Annotated in this window: 16 protein-coding genes; 9 read left to right on the top strand and 7 right to left on the bottom strand. The window is 55.6% G+C overall.

Annotated elements, in window-relative coordinates; translation table 11 throughout:
• Position 1: 1 nt before the first annotated feature.
• The 5 genes from AC0IXH_RS13590 to AC0IXH_RS13610 all read left to right on the top strand — a co-directional run bounded on the left by AC0IXH_RS13590 (position 2) and on the right by AC0IXH_RS13610 (position 4,981).
• Entirely contained in the window at positions 2 to 1,066 is a 1,065-nt protein-coding gene (locus AC0IXH_RS13590) for an ABC transporter permease (protein WP_471720564.1), read from the top strand.
• The gene (locus tag AC0IXH_RS13595) at positions 1,063 to 1,998 is read left to right on the top strand and encodes an ABC transporter permease (protein WP_013200790.1); all 936 of its coding nucleotides are present in this window, start codon (positions 1,063 to 1,065) and stop codon (positions 1,996 to 1,998) included. The genes AC0IXH_RS13590 and AC0IXH_RS13595 overlap by 4 nt, the downstream gene beginning before the upstream one ends.
• A complete protein-coding gene (locus AC0IXH_RS13600) occupies positions 1,991 to 2,857 on the top strand; it encodes an ABC transporter ATP-binding protein (protein WP_471720565.1) in 867 nt (288 codons plus the stop codon). Before AC0IXH_RS13595 ends, AC0IXH_RS13600 begins: the two co-directional genes overlap by 8 nt.
• Positions 2,854 to 3,612 carry an ABC transporter ATP-binding protein gene (locus AC0IXH_RS13605; protein WP_013200788.1) on the top strand — a complete coding sequence of 253 codons (759 nt, stop codon included), beginning with the start codon at positions 2,854 to 2,856 and terminating at the stop codon, positions 3,610 to 3,612. The genes AC0IXH_RS13600 and AC0IXH_RS13605 overlap by 4 nt, the downstream gene beginning before the upstream one ends.
• A gap of 61 nt (positions 3,613 to 3,673) precedes the next feature.
• Positions 3,674 to 4,981, top strand: a complete 1,308-nt coding sequence (locus AC0IXH_RS13610) for an MmgE/PrpD family protein (protein ID WP_041692213.1) — start codon at positions 3,674 to 3,676, stop codon at positions 4,979 to 4,981.
• A 56-nt stretch (positions 4,982 to 5,037) separates the two neighbouring features.
• On the opposite strand, the gene acnB is transcribed toward AC0IXH_RS13610, so the two are convergent.
• The 5 genes from acnB to pdhR form a co-directional block, all read right to left on the bottom strand.
• Positions 5,038 to 7,635 carry a bifunctional aconitate hydratase 2/2-methylisocitrate dehydratase gene (gene acnB, locus AC0IXH_RS13615; protein WP_013200786.1) on the bottom strand — a complete coding sequence of 866 codons (2,598 nt, stop codon included), beginning with the start codon at positions 7,633 to 7,635 and terminating at the stop codon, positions 5,038 to 5,040.
• 266 nt (positions 7,636 to 7,901) lie between these two features.
• Entirely contained in the window at positions 7,902 to 9,326 is a 1,425-nt protein-coding gene (gene lpdA, locus AC0IXH_RS13620) for a dihydrolipoyl dehydrogenase (RefSeq protein WP_013200785.1), read from the bottom strand.
• 183 nt (positions 9,327 to 9,509) lie between these two features.
• A complete protein-coding gene (aceF, locus tag AC0IXH_RS13625) occupies positions 9,510 to 11,408 on the bottom strand; it encodes a pyruvate dehydrogenase complex dihydrolipoyllysine-residue acetyltransferase (RefSeq protein ID WP_346566990.1) in 1,899 nt (632 codons plus the stop codon).
• A 13-nt stretch (positions 11,409 to 11,421) separates the two neighbouring features.
• The gene (gene aceE / locus AC0IXH_RS13630; protein ID WP_013200783.1) at positions 11,422 to 14,085 is read right to left on the bottom strand and encodes a pyruvate dehydrogenase (acetyl-transferring), homodimeric type; all 2,664 of its coding nucleotides are present in this window, start codon (positions 14,083 to 14,085) and stop codon (positions 11,422 to 11,424) included.
• Between the two features lie 143 nt (positions 14,086 to 14,228).
• Entirely contained in the window at positions 14,229 to 14,993 is a 765-nt protein-coding gene (gene pdhR / locus AC0IXH_RS13635) for a pyruvate dehydrogenase complex transcriptional repressor PdhR (RefSeq protein WP_013200782.1), read from the bottom strand.
• 505 nt (positions 14,994 to 15,498) lie between these two features.
• Between pdhR and aroP the strand changes: the two genes are divergently transcribed.
• The 3 genes from aroP to AC0IXH_RS13650 all read left to right on the top strand — a co-directional run bounded on the left by aroP (position 15,499) and on the right by AC0IXH_RS13650 (position 19,459).
• Complete coding sequence (gene aroP / locus AC0IXH_RS13640; protein ID WP_134823489.1) at positions 15,499 to 16,854, top strand: aromatic amino acid transporter AroP; 1,356 nt, start codon at positions 15,499 to 15,501, stop codon at positions 16,852 to 16,854.
• 221 nt (positions 16,855 to 17,075) lie between these two features.
• Entirely contained in the window at positions 17,076 to 18,482 is a 1,407-nt protein-coding gene (locus tag AC0IXH_RS13645; RefSeq protein ID WP_013200780.1) for a glycoside-pentoside-hexuronide (GPH):cation symporter, read from the top strand.
• Complete coding sequence (locus tag AC0IXH_RS13650; RefSeq protein WP_471720566.1) at positions 18,482 to 19,459, top strand: glycoside hydrolase family 43 protein; 978 nt, start codon at positions 18,482 to 18,484, stop codon at positions 19,457 to 19,459. The genes AC0IXH_RS13645 and AC0IXH_RS13650 overlap by 1 nt, the downstream gene beginning before the upstream one ends.
• On the opposite strand, the gene ampE is transcribed toward AC0IXH_RS13650, so the two are convergent.
• Both ampE and ampD read right to left on the bottom strand, forming a co-directional pair.
• Entirely contained in the window at positions 19,433 to 20,287 is an 855-nt protein-coding gene (gene ampE / locus AC0IXH_RS13655) for a beta-lactamase regulator AmpE (RefSeq protein WP_151038241.1), read from the bottom strand. The genes AC0IXH_RS13650 and ampE overlap by 27 nt on opposite strands.
• Positions 20,288 to 20,292: 5 nt before the next feature.
• Positions 20,293 to 20,859 (bottom strand): 1,6-anhydro-N-acetylmuramyl-L-alanine amidase AmpD, encoded by a 567-nt coding sequence (gene ampD / locus AC0IXH_RS13660; RefSeq protein WP_134823486.1) that lies wholly within the window; start codon positions 20,857 to 20,859, stop codon positions 20,293 to 20,295.
• A gap of 188 nt (positions 20,860 to 21,047) precedes the next feature.
• Here ampD and AC0IXH_RS13665 point away from each other — a divergent pair, with 188 nt between their 5' ends.
• A complete protein-coding gene (locus AC0IXH_RS13665; protein WP_013200777.1) occupies positions 21,048 to 21,608 on the top strand; it encodes a fasciclin domain-containing protein in 561 nt (186 codons plus the stop codon).
• The last annotated feature ends 64 nt before the right edge of the window (positions 21,609 to 21,672 follow it).

A 21,672-nucleotide genomic window follows, 5' to 3' on the forward strand; every position in this document is an offset into this window, starting at 1 on the left:
CATGTCGCAAGTCATCACTGAAATTGCAGGCCCATCACCGATGTTTCGCTATCTGAAACGGCTGTTAAAAGGCACGTTTTCCATTTTCTGTACGCTAATGGGACTGGCGGCACTGACCTTCTTTATTGGCCGTTTGTTGCCGATCGACCCTGTTGTGGCAGTGATCGGCGATAACGCCAGTCAGGAAGCCTATAACCAGATGTTCCACCAGCTTGGTCTCGACCAGCCGTTGTGGAAACAATTTATCGACTATCTCTGGCAACTGGCCCATCTCGACTTTGGTATCGCACTGACCACCAGCCAGCCGGTAGCACAGGATATTGCCCGCGTCTTTCCGGCGACGCTGGAGCTGGCAACGGTCGCGGCTATCATCGGTGTCGGGCTGGGTATTCCGGCAGGCGTGCTGTCAGCGATGTATCGTAATTCGTGGTTTGACCATCTGATCCGGTTTATCGGCTTGCTTAGCTACTCCACACCGCATTTCTGGCTGGGCTTAATGGGATTACTGCTGTTCTACGCCTCACTGGGCTGGATTGGCGGGCCCGGACGGATTGATTTTATGTACGAGTTCGATTTGAAACCGGTCACCGGTTTCTGGCTGATTGACAGTTTACTCAGTGGTAACTGGGCAGTATTCAAAAACGTCTTCGGCCATATCATCCTTCCTGCGTCGATTCTGGGGCTGAGTTCGCTGGCCTATATCAGCCGCATGGTGCGCAGCTTTATGATCGAGCAACTCTCGCAGGAGTACATCATCACCGCCCGCGTGAAAGGCTTGTCCTGGGCACGCTGCGTGTGGGTGCATGCACTGCGCAATATCGCCGTTCCTACGCTGACGGTCGTCGCGCTCTCATGGGCATGGCTGCTGGAAGGCGCCGTCCTGACTGAAACGGTCTTCGCCTGGCCAGGGTTTGGCCGCTATCTCACCAACGCATTGCTGGCAGGTGATATGAATGCCGTGGTCGGCTGTACGCTACTGACCGGGGCGATTTTTGTGGCCATCAATCTGCTGTGCGATTTGCTCTACCGTATATTCGATCCACGAACGCGTCAGGAGGATCAATGACCGATTCCGTTAACCGATCGCTGCCCGCGCCTTCCCGCTCGGCGCTGCGTAGCTGGCTGAGCGCACCGGCACCACGCTCCCCTTTCCAGGCCAGGATGCAACAGATGTGGATCCAGTGGCGGCGCTTTTGTGCCAACCACTCCGCGCTGTTTGGCCTGATCGTTCTACTGGTAATTATCTTTGCCGCGCTATTTGCGCCGCTGTTAAGCAATCACGATATCTTTACTCAGGATTTGGCCCATCGACTGAAACCACCCAGCGCCAGCTTCTGGTTGGGCACCGATGAGCTGGGCCGCGATATCTATAGCCGTTTGCTCTATGGCGCACGCATCACGCTGTATATCGCCTGTCTGACCGCAGTGATCATCACGCCACTGGGTTTACTGATTGGCACCAGTGCCGGTTATCTTGGCGGCTGGGTAGATACGGTGCTGATGCGCCTGGTGGATATTTTTCTCGCCTTCCCGAGTCTGATCCTGGCGCTGGCTTTCGTTGCCGCATTAGGTCCTGGCATTGAGAATGCAATCATTGCCATTTCACTGTCTTCCTGGCCACCGATTGCCCGTCTGGCCCGCGCTGAAACCTTGTCGATCCGCAAGATGGATTACATCGCGGCGGTGCGTTTGCAGGGTGCAAGTTCGCTGCATATCATCCTGCGTCACATCATCCCGATGTGTCTGCCATCCGTGGTGGTCCGCGTCACGTTGAATATGGCTGCAATCATTCTGACGGCAGCCGGTCTGGGTTTCCTTGGCCTTGGCGCGCAGGCTCCCAGCCCGGAATGGGGGGCAATGCTCGCATCAGGCCGCGAATTTATGCTGAACAATGGCTGGATTGCCGCCATTCCCGGTTTAGCCATCCTTTTCACCAGTCTGGCTTTTAACCTGTTAGGTGATGGCCTGCGTGACGTGATGGACCTTCGCCATGACTGATACTCTGCTGCAGGTTAAAAACCTGAACATTATTTTCACCGGCGCGCATGAAGATCAGCATGCGGTACGCGATGTGTCCTTCAGCGTTGGGCGCGAGAAGTTAGCGATCGTCGGCGAATCAGGCTCCGGCAAATCACAAACCTGCCGCGCATTGCTCAAGCTGACCCCAAAAATCGGCCGTATTAGTGCAGACGAGATGCGCTTTGGCGATGTGGATCTGCTGAATGCCAGTGAGAAGCAGATGCGCACGATCCGAGGTAACCGTATATCGATGATCCTGCAGGACCCGAAATTCTCCCTCAATCCGCTGATGCGTATCGGCGATCAGATTACCGAAGCCTATCGTCTGCACAGCAAAGCCTCTAAAAGTGAGGCGAAAGCCCGGGCGTTGGCAATGCTGGAGTCGGTGCATATTCGTGACGTGGAGAAAGTGTACCGGCTCTATCCACATGAAATCTCCGGCGGGATGGGCCAGCGCGTAATGATTGCGATGATGCTGATCCCGGAACCGGACCTGATTATTGCGGACGAACCGACCTCTGCGCTGGACGTCACCGTCCGTCAGCAGGTGCTGGGGATCCTCGACGAGCTGCTGGCCCGGCGTAATACCGGGCTACTGTTTATTACGCACGATCTCAATCTGGTCTCGCGCTTTTGCGATCGCGTGCTGGTGATGTACGCCGGACGAATCGTCGAGGAGATCGCCGCGAATCGTTTGCATGAGGCGCAGCATCCTTACACCCGGGCACTGCTGGCCAGTCAACCGCGTTTACACCATCCCATCGACACGCTTAGCGTTCCTACGCGTGATCCCGCCTGGCTGCATGGCCCGGCGTACCGAAATGGAGTTGCGCTATGATCCCCACTCATCAACGCAGTATTGAAACCGTCGATTTGACCATCGCTTTTGGCCAGGGCAACCAGCGTCGTCAGGTGGTAGATCGCGTCAGCTTTACCCTTGCAGCAGGCGAATCATACGGATTGATCGGTGAATCTGGCTGCGGAAAATCCACTATTCTCCGCGCACTGGCCGGGCTCAACAGCGATTACCAGGGCGCGATCCTGTTCGATAACAAAGAGCAGCAACCAATGCGTGATAAGCCGTTCTATCGCCAGGTGCAGATGGTTTTTCAGGATCCTTATGCCTCACTACATCCGCGCAAAATGGTCTACAACGCCCTGCTGGAGCCACTTAAGCTGCACGGATTGGATCGACATGAAGAGCGCATCAGCGAGGTATTACAGGCGGTGGGGCTTAGCGATGCCTTCAGATACCGCTACCCCCATCAGCTCTCCGGTGGCCAACGTCAGCGCGTGGCGATTGCCCGGGCGTTGATCATGGAGCCTTCAGTGCTGCTTCTGGATGAGCCAACCTCCGCACTCGATGTCTCGGTGCAAGCAGAAATTCTGAATCTGCTCTCCACCATGCGCACGCAGCGCCAGCTGACTTACCTGATGGTGACGCATGACCTGGCGGTGGTGACGCATCTGTGCCAGCGGGTGGCGATTATGCATCAGGGAAAACTGCTGGAAGAGCTGACCGCCGACGCCGTGCGCCACGGCGATGCCCGTGAGCCTTACACACAGCGATTTCTCGCTGCCAGCGAAGCCTGAGGAGGCCCCCCGTGTTTCGTCAACTGGAAAGCTATCTCGACACTCTTGAGGAAGCATGATGATAACTGTGATTGAAAACATGGCTGAATGGTGTGCCCGTGAACCGCGATTCAGCGCTACCGCCCATCGTCTGGCGAAGGAAGCCATCAGCGATACGCTGGGTTGCCTTTACGCCGGACGGGAGGATTATTCCACCCTGGCCGTCAGGCAGGCCTGGTCTGGCTATCAAACGCCGCCTGCGGCAATTGTGGCGCTGATCAACGCCACATCAGCCCACGCCATTGACTACGATGATAATTTTGGCCCCGGCATGAGCCATGCCTCGGCGGTTTTGGTGCCCGCGCTGTTGGCTGTCGCCCTGCAAGAGGAGGCCAATGGTGAGGCGCTGGTTAACGCTTACCTGATTGGCCTTCAGGCGCAGGCTTTTGTTGGTGATATGGTCAGTTCCTCGCACTACACTGCCGGCTGGCACGGCACATCAACCATTGGGTGCATCGGCACGGCCGCCGGTGTTGCCTGGCTGAAAGGCCTGGATCAGGCCGGTATTGGCCGCGCATTGAGCATCGCCGTCAGCCTTGCCAGTGGAGTCAAAGGTCAGTTTGGCACGCCTTTAAAGCCTTTCCATGCCGGTATGGCTGCCCGTAATGCGGTGGATGCAGCTGAGTTGGCCGCCACCGGTATGAGTGGCAGGCTGGATATCCTTGAAGGTCAAATGGGCTTTTATGAACTGTTTGCCGGAGCCGGATTTTCGACGGAGAAGCTGGCGCGTTGGGCTGAAGAGCCACGGCATATTATCGAAACCATCGGGGTGATGCCCAAGAAGTATCCCTGCTGCGGCTCCACCCATAGGGTGTTGGATGCGATTGCCGATTTGCAGGCCAGTTCGGCTTTTCGGGCTGAGGATATTGAAGCCGTCAGCTGCAAAGTGGGGATATCCAACCTGCGTAACCTCGCCTATACCGATCCCCACGATGAGATGCAGGCCCGGTTTTCGATGAACTACTGCGTGGCGCGAATGCTTGAGGCCGGTTCGCTCAGCGTGACAGATTTCACGCCCGCGCGTGTTGCCGTGCAGCGAACGCATCCACTGATGACCTGCATCAGCATGGAAAGCTGGCAGCCAGAAGAAGAGGCGCTAGCTGATAACCTGCCACATCTGGTCACGCTGACGCTACGTGATGGCCGCATCTTGCACCATCAGCGGCCAGGCGCCAGGGGATCGCTGGCGGAGCCCTTCAGCGAAGATGATCGGCGTCAAAAGTTTACCGACTGTTGCCGCGGGCTGGTGGATTCAGATGAAATCTATCAACGGATTGGAGCGATTGAGCAAGAGGAAAGTTTGACGTTCCTGCGCGCCCTGCTGGTGTAAAGCACACATAAAAAAAGGGAGGCCATCAGGCCTCCCTTTCTCATCCAGCACCGACGTTATACGGCGGTCTGGAAGATCACACCGTCAGCTTTGTCCGTGTACTGGGACAGCTTGTCGAAGTTCAGATAACGGTAGGTGTCTACCGCGGTCTTATCGACCTGCAACATAAACTGCTGGTATTCGTCTGGCGTAGGCAGTTTGCCTAACAGCGACGCGACCGCAGCCAGTTCGGCTGATGCCAGGTAGACGTTAGCACCGGTACCCAGACGGTTCGGGAAGTTACGGGTTGAGGTGGAGACCACCGTCGCGCCATCTGCCACACGCGCCTGGTTACCCATGCACAGTGAACAGCCCGGGATCTCGATACGCGCACCGCTCTTACCGAAGACGCTGTAATAGCCCTCTTCCGTCAGCTGCGCGGCGTCCATCTTGGTTGGCGGTGCCACCCACAGACGGGTCGGCAGCTGGCCTTTGTGGCTATCCAGCAGCTTACCGGCCGCACGGAAGTGACCGATGTTGGTCATGCAAGAGCCGATAAACACTTCATCGATTTTCTCGCCCTGAACATCAGACAGCAGACGGGCATCGTCCGGATCGTTTGGCGCACACAGGATCGGCTCCTTGATCTCCGCCAGATCGATTTCGATCACTGCCGCGTACTCTGCATCCGCATCGGCTTCCAGCAGATTCGGTTCAGACAGCCATTTTTCCATGCCCTGAATACGACGCTCAAGGGTACGACGATCGCCGTAACCTTCAGAGATCATCCACTTCAACAGCACGATGTTCGAGTTCAGGTACTCGATAATCGGTGCCTGGCCCAGCTTGATGGTACAACCGGCAGCAGAACGCTCGGCTGAGGCATCAGAAAGTTCAAACGCCTGCTCAACTTTCAGCTCTGGCAGACCTTCGATTTCCAGGATGCGACCTGAGAAGATGTTTTTCTTCCCTTTCTTCTCAACGGTCAGCAGGCCCTGCTTGATGGCGTACAGCGGGATGGCGTGAACCAGGTCGCGCAGGGTGATGCCTGGCTCCATTTTCCCTTTGAAACGCACCAGTACCGACTCAGGCATATCCAGCGGCATCACGCCGGTCGCCGCAGCAAACGCCACCAGACCTGAACCTGCCGGGAAGGAGATCCCGATTGGGAAACGCGTATGCGAGTCACCGCCGGTACCCACGGTATCCGGCAGCAGCATACGGTTCAGCCAGCTGTGGATAATACCGTCACCCGGACGCAGTGAGACGCCACCCCGGTTCATGATGAAGTCTGGCAGCGTGTGGTGAGTAGAGACGTCAACCGGCTTAGGATAGGCTGCGGTGTGGCAGAAGGACTGCATCACCAGATCCGCAGAGAAGCCCAGACAGGCCAGGTCTTTCAGTTCATCACGGGTCATTGGACCGGTGGTGTCCTGAGAACCGACAGAGGTCATTTTTGGTTCGCAGTAGGCGCCAGGACGCACGCCGTCGGTGCCACAGGCACGGCCAACCATTTTCTGCGCCAGTGAATAACCACGGGTGCTGACCGCCACGTCTTTCGCCAGGCGGAACACCTCGCTGTGCGGCAGGCCCAGAGATTCACGGGCTTTGGTGGTCAGGCCACGGCCGATGATCAGCGGGATACGGCCACCGGCGCGAACTTCGTCCAGCAGCACTTCGGTTTTCAGTGAGAAGGTCGCCAGCACTTCGCCGGTTTCGTGGTTCTTCACTTCGCCTTTGTACGGGTAGATGTCAATCACATCGCCCATATTCAGGTTCGCCACATCCACTTCGATTGGCAGTGCGCCCGCATCTTCCATGGTGTTGAAGAAGATCGGGGCAATGTTGCTGCCCAGTACCACGCCGCCGCCTTTCTTGTTCGGCACAAACGGCAGGTCATCACCCATAAACCACAGCACCGAGTTGGTGGCGGATTTACGCGACGAACCGGTGCCGACAACGTCACCCACGTAGGCAAGAGGGAAACCTTTCGCCTGCAGCGCTTCAATCTGCTTGATTGGGCCCACATTGCCGGCGTCGTCTGGCTCAATGCCTTCACGGGCATTTTTCAGCATCGCCAACGCGTGCAGTGGGATATCAGGACGGGACCAGGCATCCGGGGCCGGAGACAGGTCATCGGTGTTGGTTTCGCCGGTGACTTTGAAGACGGTAACGGTGAGTTTTTCTGCCAGCTCGGGACGTGACAGATACCACTCAGCATCAGCCCAGGACTTCAGGATCTTCTGCGCGTGTGGGTTACCCGCTTTGGCTTTCTCTTCCACATCGTAGAAGCTGTCAAACATCAACAAAGTATGGGAAAGGGCTTTCGCCGCGATCGGGGCCAGCGTCTCATTGTCGAGCGCATCGATCAGCGGATGAATGTTGTAGCCGCCCTGCATGGTGCCCAGCAGTTCTACAGCTTTTTCAGGGGTAACCAGAGGAGAGGTCGCTTCGCCTGCGGCGACAGCAGCCAGGAAGCCAGCTTTCACGTAAGCCGCTTCGTCCACGCCTGGTGGAACTCGATTGATTAACAGATCAGACAGGAATTCTTCTTCGCCCGCAGGCGGGTTTTTCAGCAGTTCAACCAGCGCGGCCATTTGGGAAGCATCAATTGGTTTTGGAACGATCCCTTCGGCAGCACGCTCGGCAACGTGCTTACGGTATTCTTCTAGCACGACGTTCTCCTCGCTCACATTGTTATGGCATACCGGGCGGTTTACCGCGAAGTGAGGTGCGTATTCTGTAGGGTGAAGCGCCCGGTTACGCGAGGGGCAGCATAGCAGGATTTCGTTAGCATGTTAATCTGTTTACAAAAAAGCAACATTAATTCCCTGCAAAGCGCGATTCTATAGGCGTAACGCGCCTTACCATAACCAGACGTTTTGATTGGACAAAAAAAAACGGCCCCCGTTGGGAGCCGTCTGGTAAACCACGTAGCGACTTACTTCTTCTTCGCTTTCGGGTTTGGCAGGTCAGTGATGCTACCTTCGAACATTTCGGCAGCCAGACCCACGGATTCATGCAGCGTTGGGTGAGCATGGATGGTCAGCGCGATATCTTCCGCATCACAACCCATCTCAATAGCCAGACCGATTTCACCCAGCAGCTCACCGCCGTTGGTACCGACAATTGCACCACCGATCACGCGGTGAGTTTCTTTGTCGAAGATCAGTTTGGTCATACCGTCTGCACAATCAGAAGCGATGGCACGACCGGAGGCCGCCCATGGGAAGGTGGCAGTTTCGTAACTGATGCCCTTCTCTTTCGCTTCTTTCTCGGTCAGACCGACCCAGGCAACTTCTGGCTCGGTGTAAGCAATCGATGGGATCACTTTCGGGTCGAAATAATGTTTCTTACCGGAGATCACTTCTGCTGCCACGTGGCCTTCATGCACGCCTTTGTGCGCCAGCATCGGCTGACCGACGATGTCGCCGATAGCGTAGATGTGCGGCACGTTGGTACGCATCTGCTTGTCGACGCGGATAAAGCCACGGTCGTCAACTTCCACGCCCGCCTGACCGGCATCCAGACCTTTACCATTAGGTACGCGGCCAATCGCCACCAGAACCGCGTCGTAACGCTGTGGTTCGGCCGGCGCTTTTTTGCCTTCCATGGTGACGTAGATACCGTCGTCTTTCGCTTCAACCGCGGTCACTTTGGTTTCCAGCATCAGATTGAACTGCTTGCTGATACGCTTGGTGAAGACTTTCACCACGTCTTTGTCAGCCGCAGGGATAACCTGGTCAAACATCTCAACCACGTCAATCTGTGAACCCAGCGCGTGATACACGGTCGCCATTTCCAGACCGATGATACCGCCACCCATAACCAGCAGGCGCTCAGGCACTTCTTTCAGTTCCAGGGCGTCGGTGGAGTCCCAGACACGAGGATCTTCATGCGGGATGAATGGCAGCTGAATCGGACGGGAGCCCGCAGCAATGATGGCGTTGTCGAAGTTGATGGTGGTGGCACCATTCTCGCCTTCAACCACCAGCGTGTTAGCGCCGGTGAATTTACCCAGACCGGTGACCACTTTAACTTTGCGGCCTTTCGCCATACCTGCCAGACCACCGGTCAGCTGGTTGATGACTTTTTCTTTCCAGGTACGAATTTTGGTGATGTCGGTTTGTGGCTTACCAAACACGATACCATGCTCTTCCAGGGCTTTAGCTTCTTCAATCACTTTCGCGACGTGCAGCAGCGCTTTGGAAGGGATACAACCCACGTTCAGACAAACCCCACCCAGGGTGCTGAAACGCTCAACGATGACGGTCTCCAGACCTAAATCGGCTGCGCGGAAGGCTGCAGAGTAGCCCGCAGGACCTGCCCCAAGTACCACGACCTGAGTTTTAATTTCTGTACTCATCATGACCTCTTAGTTAACCGCTGGGATATTCATTCATCCACCGGTACGTTTACACCGCAAGAGTTTACAGAATTGTTAACAGACTGCAAACCGCTTGATACGAAACGTTTTCAACTACCTTGTCGACTTAGCACATCGAAAGTCGGCTATGAGAAGGCCGGCAAAAGCCGGCCTTGTAACGGTTTACATCACCAGACGGCGGATATCCGCCATGACTGTTGCGATGTAAGCCGCGAAGCGTGCACCGGCTGCGCCGTCGATCACGCGGTGATCGAAGGAGAGCGACAGTGGCAGCATCAGGCGAGGAACGAATTCTTTACCGTTCCAGACCGGCTCCATCGACGATTTTGACACGCCGAGGATCGCCACTTCCGGCGCATTGACGATAGGGGTGAACGAAGTGCCACCGATGCCGCCAAGGCTGGAGATGGTGAAGCAGCCGCCCTGCATATCGCCGGCCGTCAGCTTACCGTCACGCGCTTTCTTCGAAATTACCGACAGTTCGTTAGACAGCTCAACAATGCCTTTCTTGTTGACGTCTTTGAACACCGGAACCACCAGACCGTTTGGCGTATCAACCGCCACACCGATGTTGATGTATTTCTTCAGCGTCAGCTTCTGTCCATCTTCAGACAGCGAGCTGTTGAAACGTGGGAACTCTTCCAGCGCTTTGGCAACGGCCTTCATGATGAACACCAGTGGGGTGATCTTCAGATCCAGTTTCTTCTTCGCGGCTTCGTCGTTCTGCTGCTTACGGAAGTTTTCCACTTCGGTAATGTCGGCCTTGTCGTGCTGGGTAACGTGAGGGATCACGATCCAGTTACGGCTCAGGTTGGCACCCGAAATTTTCTGGATGCGGCCCAGCTCGACTTCTTCAATCTCACCGAACTTGCTGAAGTCCACTTTCGGCCATGGCAACATGCCCGGCATACCGCCACCGGCCGATGCTGCAGGTGCAGACTCGGCACGTTTAACCGCATCTTTGACGTAAGACTGCACGTCTTCTTTCAGAATGCGGCCTTTACGGCCAGTGCCTTTCACTTTCGACAGATTGACGCCGAACTCACGTGCCAGACGACGGATAACCGGCGTGGCGTGGACGTAAGCATCGTTCTCAGCGAACTCACCTTTGGATTCCGCTTTCGCCGGTGCCGGAGCCGCTTTCGCTTCCTGCTTAGCCGGTTCAGCCTGCTGTGGTGCCGCTGCCGGCGCAGCCGCCGCTGGCGCAGCGCCTTCCACTTCGAAGACCATGATCATCGAACCGGTTTTCACTTTATCGCCGGTGCTGATTTTGATCTCTTTCACGGTGCCCGCGAACGGTGCCGGGACTTCCATCGAGGCTTTGTCGCCTTCAACGGTGATCAGCGACTGCTCGGCAGCCACTTTATCGCCCACTTTGACCATGATTTCGGTGACTTCGACTTCGTCATCACCGATATCCGGCACGGCGACTTCTTTCGCGCCGCCGGCGGCGGCTGGTGCCGCTGCCGCTTCTTCTTTCACTTCTGGCTTCGCTTCAGCCGGAGCCGAACCTGAACCGGCAGTTTCGAAGACCATGATCAGCGAGCCGGTGCTGATTTTATCGCCGGTACTGATTTTGATCTCTTTCACCACACCCGCAAAAGGTGCAGGCACTTCCATTGAGGCTTTGTCGCCTTCAACGGTAATCAGCGACTGCTCGGCTTCCACCGTGTCACCGACTTTGACCATGATTTCGGTCACTTCAACTTCGTCAGAACCGATATCTGGCACGGCAACGTCTTTGCTTTCTGCCTGAGCAGGCGCAGCGGCTGCCGCCGGTTTCGCGTCTTCTTTTTTCTCTTCGGCTTTGGCCGGTGCCGCAGCACCTTCCGCGTCTTCGAAGATCATGATCAGCTTGCCGGTTTCAATTTTGTCACCGGTAGCAACCTTGATCTCTTTCACCACGCCCGCCTGAGGGGAAGGGACTTCCATAGAGGCTTTATCGCCCTCTACGGTGATCAGCGACTGCTCAACTTCAACCTTGTCGCCCACCTTGACCATAATCTCGGTGACTTCCACTTCGTCTGCACCGATATCCGGTACGGTAATTTCGATAGCCATTAATCTTTCCCTCTTATGCCAGACGCGGGTTGACTTTATCGGCATCGATATTGAATTTGATGATCGCTTCCGCCACCACTTTCTTCTCGATTTCGCCGCGTTTAGCCAGTTCACCCAGAGCCGCAACCACTACGTAAGACGCATCCACTTCAAAGTGGTGACGCAGGTTTTCACGGCTGTCAGAACGACCGAAACCGTCGGTGCCCAGTACGCGGTAATCGCTGGCTGGCATGAAGGTACGGATCTGCTCGGCGAACAGTTTCATGTAGTCGGTTGAGGCCACGGCCGGTGCATCGTGCATGATCTGCGCAACGTATGGCACGCGTGGTTCTTCTGTCGGGTGCAGCATGTTCCAGCGCTCGCAGTCCTGACCATCACGGGCCAGTTCGGTGAACGAGGTGACGCTGTAAACGTCAGAGCCAACGCCGTAGTCTTTCGCCAGGATCTGCGCAGCTTCACGCACGTGACGCAGGATAGAGCCTGAACCCAGCAGCTGTACCTTACCTTTGTTGCCTTCTACCGTTTCCAGCTTGTAGATACCCTTACGGATACCCTCTTCCGCACCCTGCGGCATCGCAGGCATGTGGTAGTTTTCGTTCAGCGTAGTGATGTAGTAGTAGACGTTCTCTTGCGCTTCGCCGTACATACGCACCAGACCGTCATGCATGATGACTGCCACTTCGTAAGCGTATGAAGGATCGTAAGAGATACAGTTAGGGATAGTCAGAGACTGAATATGGCTGTGGCCATCTTCGTGCTGCAGACCTTCGCCGTTCAGCGTGGTACGGCCGGAGGTGCCGCCAACCAGGAAGCCACGAGCCTGCTGATCGCCTGCAGCCCAGCACAGGTCACCGATACGCTGGAAACCGAACATTGAGTAGTAGATATAGAACGGGATCATTGGCAGGTTGTTGGTGCTGTAAGACGTTGCCGCCGCCAGCCATGAGGCACCTGCGCCCAGTTCGTTAATCCCTTCCTGCAGGATCTGGCCTTTCTCGTCTTCTTTGTAGTAAGCAACCTGCTCGCGGTCCTGCGGGGTGTACTGCTGACCGTTCGGGCTGTAAATACCGATCTGACGGAACAGACCTTCCATCCCGAAAGTACGCGCTTCATCGGCGAGGATCGGAACCAGACGATCTTTGATCGACTTGTTCTTCAGCATCACGTTCAGGGCACGCACGAAGGCGATGGTGGTCGAAATTTCTTTGTTCTGCTCTTCCAGCAAGGCGGAGAACTCTTCCAGCGCAGGCATTTCCAGCTTCTCGCTGAAGTTTGGCTGGCGGGTTGGCAGGTAGCCACCCAGTTTCTCACGCTGACCGTGCAGGTATTTGTACTCTTCGGAATCTTTCTCGAAGGTGACATACGGCAGTTTTTCGATGTTGCTGTCGTCAACAGGCACGTTGAAACGATCACGGATATAGCGCACGCCATCCATGTTCATTTTCTTCACCTGGTGAGCGATGTTTTTGCCTTCAGCGGATTCGCCCATACCATAGCCTTTAATGGTATGTGCCAGAATAACCACCGGTTTCCCTTTGGTATCCTGCGCTTTTTTCAGGGCAGCAAAGACTTTCTTCGGATCGTGACCGCCACGGTTCAGTGACCAGATCTCGTCGTCAGACATGTCTTTAACCAGCGCGGCGGTTTCCGGGTAACGACCGAAGAAGTGCTCACGCACGTAAGCGCCATCGCGGGATTTGAAGGTCTGGTAGTCACCGTCCACGGTCTCGTTCATCAGCTGAACCAGTTTACCGGTGGTGTCTTTACGCAGCAGTTCGTCCCAACGTCCGCCCCAGATAACTTTGATCACTTCCCAACCGGCGCCAGCAAAGATGCCGTCCAGTTCGTTGATGATTTTGCCGTTACCGGTGACCGGGCCATCCAGACGCTGCAGGTTACAGTTGATGATGAAGACCAGGTTGTCCAGCTTCTCACGGGTGGCGATGGTGATCGCCCCTTTGGATTCTGGCTCATCCATCTCGCCGTCGCCGAGGAAGGCATAAACGGTCTGCGCCGCGGTGTCTTTCAGACCACGGTGCTCAAGGTACTTCAGGAATTTCGCCTGGTAGATCGCGCCGATTGGGCCCAGACCCATTGATACGGTCGGGAACTGCCAGAAATCAGGCATCAGTTTCGGGTGCGGGTAAGAGGACAAGCCTTTCCCGTCAACTTCCTGGCGGAAGTTGTTCATCTGCTCTTCGGTCAGGCGGCCTTCAAGGAAGGCACGTGCGTAAACGCCCGGAGAGATGTGGCCCTGGAAGTACACCAGATCGCCGCCGTCTTTTTCGCTACGCGCACGGAAGAAGTGGTTAAAGCACACTTCATAGATGGTCGCAGAAGACTGGAAGGAGGACATGTGACCACCGAGGTCCAGATCTTTCTTCGATGCACGCAGAACGGTCATGATGGCGTTCCAGCGAATTGCGGAACGGATACGACGTTCGAGAGAAGTATTGCCCGGATAGTCCGGCTCGTCTTCAACAGCAATAGAGTTGACGTAGTTGCGGGCATTCACGCCTGCCGCGATTTTAACGCCACCTTTACGTGCTTCGCTCATTACCTGGTCGATCAGGAACTGTGCGCGCTCAACACCTTCTTCACGGATGACCGATTCGATCGCCTGTAGCCAGTCGCGAGTTTCGATCGGATCCACGTCATTGTGTAAACGTTCTGACATGGGGGTATTCCTTATCTGTGTCTAATACGTTGAATTGTCTGGAGCCTGTCCCGCTGTGTCCGCAATCCTTCAGGCACAGTGAGACAGGCTCGTCGTGTATACCTTGCCAGTGGCAGGGCATAGTTCCGCGTTATGGTTACGCGTTAGTCCTTACGTTGCTGTAATCGTCGTAAGGAGCGCTCTCTGCGACTCTGCTCCCGACTTCTGTCCAGCAATATTTCCTCGATAAACGCCAGGTGACGGTGTGAGGCTTCGCGCGCCTTTTCGGGTTCGCGTGCCACAATCGCCTCAAAAATTCTGGCGCGGTGACCGCCTACTTTTGCCAGCATTTCCCGGCGCGAGTAGAGCAATTCGAAGTTCTGTCTGACGTTCTGTTCCAGCATCGGCCCCATGCTGCGGAGTAAATGCAGCAGCACCACATTATGGGCCGCTTCTGTTACAGCGATCTGATACTGCATCACCGCATCCGCTTCTGCGTCCAGATCCCCGCTGTCTTGTGCGGTCTGGATCTGCACATGGCAGTGGCGAATACGTTCAAAATCATCGTCCGTGCCCCGCAGCGCGGCGTAATACGCGGCGATCCCTTCCAGTGCATGGCGCGTTTCCAGCAGGTCAAACTGGGATTCCGGGTGGTCAGCCAGCAGTTCAACAAGCGGGTCGCTCAGGCTTTGCCACAGGCTGGTTTGCACAAAGGTGCCACCGCCCTGACGACGCAGCAGTAAACCTTTCGCTTCCAGACGTTGGATAGCTTCACGCAGAGAAGGACGGGAGACATCAAACTGTTTTGCGAGCTCACGTTCCGGGAGCAACTTTTCACCCGGACGCAGGGTCCCTTCCATAATCAGGGACTCGAGCTGTTGCTCGATAGCATCGGATAGCTTTGGTTGGCGGATTTTACTGTAGGCCATCATCCCTTCTTCTGCCATTTGCCGAAGTTAATTGGTAATACCAATTGCAAAAAGGTGCCCGTAAACTAACAAAGTATTCACCTTATGTCCATATGGCAACCCACTGAAACAGGACCCACGTCTCGTTTTCCCATAGAGGAAGAGTCCCGAAAATGGGGTGGAAAAGCGGGGTGTTTCAAATGTTAAATTTTTTAACTTTTCTGAAACAAGGCAAGCATTTAGTGGGTAAAAATCCACCGGCCATAAGGCAACGTTATTCGTCTTTTGGTCGGGTTTGTGACAGAAACATGAATTGTGATTAAGCGATGAATTTTTAGGCATTCTCCCGCACAAAAAGCGAAAGCGAGTGCAATAGCCCCCGCTTATCACTATTCTTGTCGCGAAGGTAGCATGAGCCTCTTTTTAGTGTCTCTGGCACTGTAAATTTTTCAATACGTTACCTGTGACAACTGACTGACAAAGACGCGTCTTTTGTTGAAAATAATAACGACATCATGAGGTTTATATGGAACAAACACAGGGCGAAACGCTGAAGCGGGGATTGAAAAACCGCCATATTCAGCTGATCGCGTTGGGCGGTGCCGTGGGTACCGGCCTGTTTCTCGGCATTGCCGATACCATCCGCATGGCGGGCCCGTCGGTGCTGCTGGGCTACGCGATCGGCGGCTTTATTGCCTTCCTGATTATGCGTCAGCTGGGTGAAATGGTGGTTGAAGAGCCGGTAGCCGGTTCCTTCAGCCACTTTGCCTACAAATACTGGGGCAATTTTGCCGGTTTCGCCTCTGGCTGGAACTACTGGATCCTGTATGTGCTGGTGGCGATGGCGGAACTGACCGCCGTCGGCAAATACATCCAGTACTGGTATCCGGATATTCCGACCTGGGTGTCTGCCGCCGTGTTCTTCGTGGTGATCAATGCCATCAACCTGACCAACGTAAAAGTGTACGGTGAGATGGAGTTCTGGTTCTCGATCATTAAAGTGGCTGCGGTCGTGGCGATGATTGTGTTCGGCTGCTGGTTACTGTTCGGCGGCCATGCCGGGCCTGAAGCGCGCGTCTCCAACCTGTGGGATCGTGGCGGCTTCTTCCCGAACGGCATCTCCGGCCTGGTGATGGCGATGGCGGTGATCATGTTCTCCTTCGGTGGCCTTGAGCTGGTTGGCATCACCGCAGCAGAAGCGGATAACCCAGAGCAAAGCATCCCGAAAGCGACCAACCAGGTGCTGTACCGCATCCTGATTTTCTATATCGGCTCACTGACCGTACTGCTGTCGCTGTATCCGTGGACCAAAGTGATTGGCGGTGCCAGCCCGTTCGTGATGATTTTCCACGAGCTGGGCGACAGCCTGGTGGCGAATGCGCTGAACGTGGTGATCCTGACGGCGGCGCTGTCGGTGTATAACAGCTGCGTGTACTGCAACAGCCGTATGCTGTTTGGCCTGGCGCAACAGGGCAACGGCCCGAAAGCGCTGCTGAAGGTCGATTCACGCGGCGTGCCGGTAATGGCCATCGCGGTGTCTGCTGCCGCCACCGCCTTCTGCGTACTGATCAACTATCTGATGCCGGGTGAGGCCTTCGGTCTGCTGATGGCTCTGGTGGTGTCGGCACTGGTGATTAACTGGGCGATGATCAGCCTGGCGCACCTGAAGTTCCGCCGTAAGAAAGATCAGCAGGGCGTGGTCACCCGCTTTAAGGCGCTGCTGTATCCCGTGGGTAACTATATCTGCCTGCTGTTCCTGGCCGGTATTCTGGTGATTATGGCGATGACGCCAGGCATGGCGATCTCCGTCTGGTTGATCCCGGTGTGGATTGCCATTCTGGGCGTGGGATATATGCTCAAGTCGCGGTCTCAGAAAGCCTGACAGCAAGAGGGCACGCCCGTGCCCTCTTCTTTTCCTTCTGCTCGTTCACCAGTTCTGCTTACTGTTCATCGTCGGCTTCCCCGCCTGAAAGCATAAATGTTATCCACCTCACACTTTCTCGCCGACAGGGATTTTGTCCATCTCTGCGACGCTTTCCACCAGCGCAAATCCCCCCTAAGCCATTAATACTGCACTTCATGATTCCAGTAAGGGAAAAATCCATGAAGGGCACTGCACTTTCGATTAAAGAGAAGATTGGCTACGGCATGGGCGATGCGGGCTGCAATATGATCGGCGGCGCCATCATGCTGTTCCTTAATTATTTCTACACAGACGTGTTTGGTCTGGCGCCCGCGCTGGTCGGCGTGCTGCTGCTGTCGGTACGGGTTATCGATGCGGTGACCGACCCAATCATGGGCGCGATTGCCGACAGAACGCAGAGCAAATATGGCCGCTTCCGGCCCTGGCTGCTGTGGATTTCCCTGCCCTATGTGCTGTTCAGCGTACTGATGTTTACCACGCCAGAATGGACCTATAACAGCAAGGTTATCTATGCCTTTGTCACCTACTTCCTGATGTCGCTGACCTATACGGCGATCAATATTCCCTATTGCTCGCTGGGCGGCGTGATCACCAATGATCCGAGCGAACGCGTCTCCTGCCAGTCTTACCGCTTTGTGATGGTCGGTATCGCCACCCTGATCCTCTCCCTTTCCCTGCTGCCGATGGCGGAGTGGTTTGGCGGAGAAAACAAAGCCCGCGGTTACCAAATGGCGATGAGCGTGCTGGCGCTGATTGGCCTGTGCATGTTCCTGTTCTGTTTCGCCACGGTGCGCGAACGTATCCACCCGGCGGTGCCCAGCAATGACGATCTGAAATCTGACCTGAAGGCCGTGTGGAAAAACGACCAGTGGGTTCGCATCCTGCTGCTGACCTTCTGCAACGTCTGCCCCGGCTTTATCCGTATGGCGGCCACCATGTACTACGTCACCTGGGTGATGGGCCAGTCAACGCACTTCGCCACGCTGTTTATCAGCCTGGGCGTCATTGGCATGATGATTGGCAGTACGCTGGCGAAGGTGATGACCGACCGCTGGTGCAAACTGAAGGTATTTTTCTGGACCAACATCGTGCTGGCGATTTTCTCCAGCGGCTTCTACTTCCTCGATCCTCACGCTACCGTGCTGGTGGTGGTGATGTACTTTGTGCTGAATATCCTGCATCAGATCCCTTCGCCGCTGCACTGGTCGCTGATGGCCGACGTGGATGACTACGGTGAATGGAAAACCGGGAAACGCATTACCGGTATCAGCTTCTCCGGCAATCTGTTCTTCCTGAAAGTGGGACTTGCGGTCGCCGGTGCCATGGTGGGCTTCCTGCTCTCTTATTATGGCTACGACGCTGGCGCCAAAGCGCAGGCACCGAGTGCCATCAACGGCATTATGCTGCTGTTTACCGTGATCCCTGGCGTGGGCTATCTGATCACCGCCGGCGTGGTTCGCCTGCTGAAAGTGGATCGTCCGATGATGCTGCAAATCCAGCAGGACCTGGAGAAGCGTCGGCAGAATTTCCAGGAATTGAACGACTATCACGACAGTAAATCCCCAACCAAACCGGTGAATACATAATGACTTCCTCACTCTGGCAAAACCCGTTAATCGAGCAGCGCGCCGATCCTTTTATCCTGTTCGATCGCGGCAGCTACTACTTTATCGCCTCCGTCCCGGAATATGACCGGCTGGAAATCCGCCAGGCTAAAACGCTGGCCGCACTGGCTGAGGCCTCGCCGGTTGTGGTTTGGCGAAAACCAGACAGCGGCGAAATGAGCGAGCTGATCTGGGCACCCGAACTGCACAGAATCGACGGTATCTGGGTCATCTACTTTGCCGCGGCGCCCACCCAGGCGATCAAAGACGGCCTGTTCCAGCACCGAATGTTTGCGCTGGCCTGTACGGACGATAATCCCCTCACCGGCGCGTGGCGAGAATGCGGGCAGATTGTCACCCCGATCGACAGCTTTGCGCTGGATGCCACGCACTTTGTGCATCAGGGGAAGAACTGGTATTTGTGGGCGCAGAAAGATCCGGCCATCGCCGGTAACTCCAACCTCTATCTGGCGGAGCTTGCCACGCCGTGGGCGATAAAAGGTGAGCCGGTGATGATCAGCCGGCCAGAGTTTGACTGGGAATGCCGGGGGTTTAGCGTCAACGAAGGCCCCGCCGCAATCCGCCATGGCAATCGTCTGTTTGTCAGCTATTCCGCCAGCGCTACCGATGAAAACTACTGCATGGGCTTACTGTGGATTGACGCGGATGCGGACCCGCTGAACGGTGCTAACTGGCATAAATCGACGCAACCGGTCTTTACCACCAATACGCAGCACCGCCAGTTTGGGCCCGGTCATAACAGCTTTACGGTTTCAGAGAAGGGAGAGGATGTGCTGGTCTATCATGCGCGGAATTACACCGAAATTGAGGGCGATCCGCTGTATGACCCTAATCGTCATACGCGGATCAAAACCTTTGGCTGGAATGCGCAGGGGATGCCGGAATTTGGCACGCCTCCCGCTGATTCGTCGTCAGACCAGCGTGCCGTAAATGGTTAACAGCGCTACCACCACCACCATCACCCACGAAACCTTCTTCGCCAGCGCTACGGCGACGCGAGGGGTTTCGACCTTATCGGTGTGCGGATCGCGAGCCAGAGAGAACTGGGCCAGCCGCGTCAGCACCTGATATTGCGAAGTGTGGCGGTCGCCAAGGGAAGCAAACCAGGCGGGCAGCGCGCGCTCGCCATGGCCCAGCAGCGCATACGCCACGCCCACTAACCTGACCGGCAGCCAGTCAACCATATGCAGGATCGCATCCACGCCCGACTGTGAGCGCTCCAGCGGTGAATGATGACGCGCCAGCCACGACTGCCACGCACGCAGGAAAGCGTATCCCACTAGCAATACCGGTCCCCAGGGGCCGCCAACCACAAACCAGAACAGCGGCGCCAGATAGTAGCGGAAGTTAATCCACATCAGCGCGTTTTGCAGTTCGCACAGGTATTCCCGTTCGTCGCAATCGACCGGAATACCGTGGATGAGCGTCAACTCTTCCGCCATCGCCTGATGCGCATCGGTGTCGTTATGGCTCGCCGCTTTCAGATAGGCATGATAATGCAGACGAACAGACCCGGCACCGATGCACAGCAGCCCAACCGCAATCCAGAACAGCAGTTGCAGCACGCCGAAAAACAGTCCTTTCAGCGCCAGCAGACAAACCACCATCACCGCCATCGCCAGCAGCATCATTGATAGCGTACGCACCAGCGAAAACCGGTGCTTCTTGCGAAACAGCGGCGCCAGGTGATGATCCAGCTGCCAGTGCTCGCCCATTTTGAACAGGCGTTCCCAGCCCAGAACCAACAACAAACTAAAAAGCGTCATGCCTGTTACTCCTGTACTGGGGCGTCCGGGCGGCTGCCCAGCGCGTCCCGAAATCTTGTCCAGTCAAAAGCCGGACCCGGATCGGTTTTTCTTACCGGCGCAATATCACTGTGCCCGGTGATGTGCTCGGCTATTCCGGGATAATGGGCGATAAGCAGCGCGGTGAGTTCTTCCAGCGCCTGATACTGCGCATCGGTATAGGGCAGGCTGTCCGTCCCTTCGAGTTCGATGCCAATGGAAAAGTCATTGCAGGCTTCACGGCCCTGATAGGTCGATACGCCAGCGTGCCATGCGCGAAGGTGAAAAGGAACGTACTGCACGATTTCACCGTCGCGGCGGATCAGGCAGTGCGCGGAAACCCGCAGCTGGGCGATATCGGCAAAATAGGGATGGGCGTGGGGATCTAAGGTCCCGGTGAATAACGCATCGATCCACGGACCGCCAAACTCACCTGGAGGCAGGCTGATATTGTGGATCACCAACAGCGACGGCGTTTCATTATCCGGACGCTCATTGAAATGCGGCGAGTGAACCCGCTTCACTCCGTGGATCCAACCCTCGTGCAACTGCATGCCCTGCTCTCCTTTTATAACGATTTCATCAGAGTAGCATGAATCATTTTTGGATAACCAAACTTCTGATAAGCGCCAAATCCGGCCGATGAAAATTATTTTGTTTTTCCTGCATCCAGTTCGCGTCCCCAGCCGTAGATAGCTTTGTAAGGCAAATGTGCCTTCTCTGACTCTCAAAGGAACACATCATGAAAACAATCGTTCGCACGGCGCTTTGCGCATCATTACTGTTCAGCGGTGTCGCCATGGCTGACTCGATGAGCAACAACGTTATGGTCGGCGGCTCTGCGATGTTCCCGTCAAAAAACATCGTTGAAAATGCGGTGAATTCCAAAGATCACACCACGCTGGTGGCGGCAGTTAAAGCGGCTGGCCTGGTCGATACCCTGCAGAGCAAAGGCCCGTTCACGGTCTTCGCGCCGACCAATGCCGCGTTTGCCAAACTGCCTGCGGGTACCGTCGACAACCTGCTGAAGCCGGAAAATAAAGCCATGCTGACCAGCGTGCTGACCTATCACGTGGTTGCCGGCAACTATGACATGAAGATGTTAGAGAAAAAGATTAAACAGGGTAAAGGCCATGCCGAGCTGAAAACCGTCAACGGTCAGCCGCTGTGGATTATGAGTAACGGTCCGCACAATATTCAGCTGAAAGATGGTCAGGGAAATGTCGCTAATATCAGCACCTACGATGTTCATCAAAGTAACGGCGTAATCGACGTAATTGATACCGTGCTGATGCCGAAATAACAAAAAAGCGTTATACCAGGTGCAGCAGGTTTTCTCAGATCCTCTGCACCTTTTTTTCACAGGA

Source organism: Erwinia sp. AC075 (genome assembly GCF_979253995.1).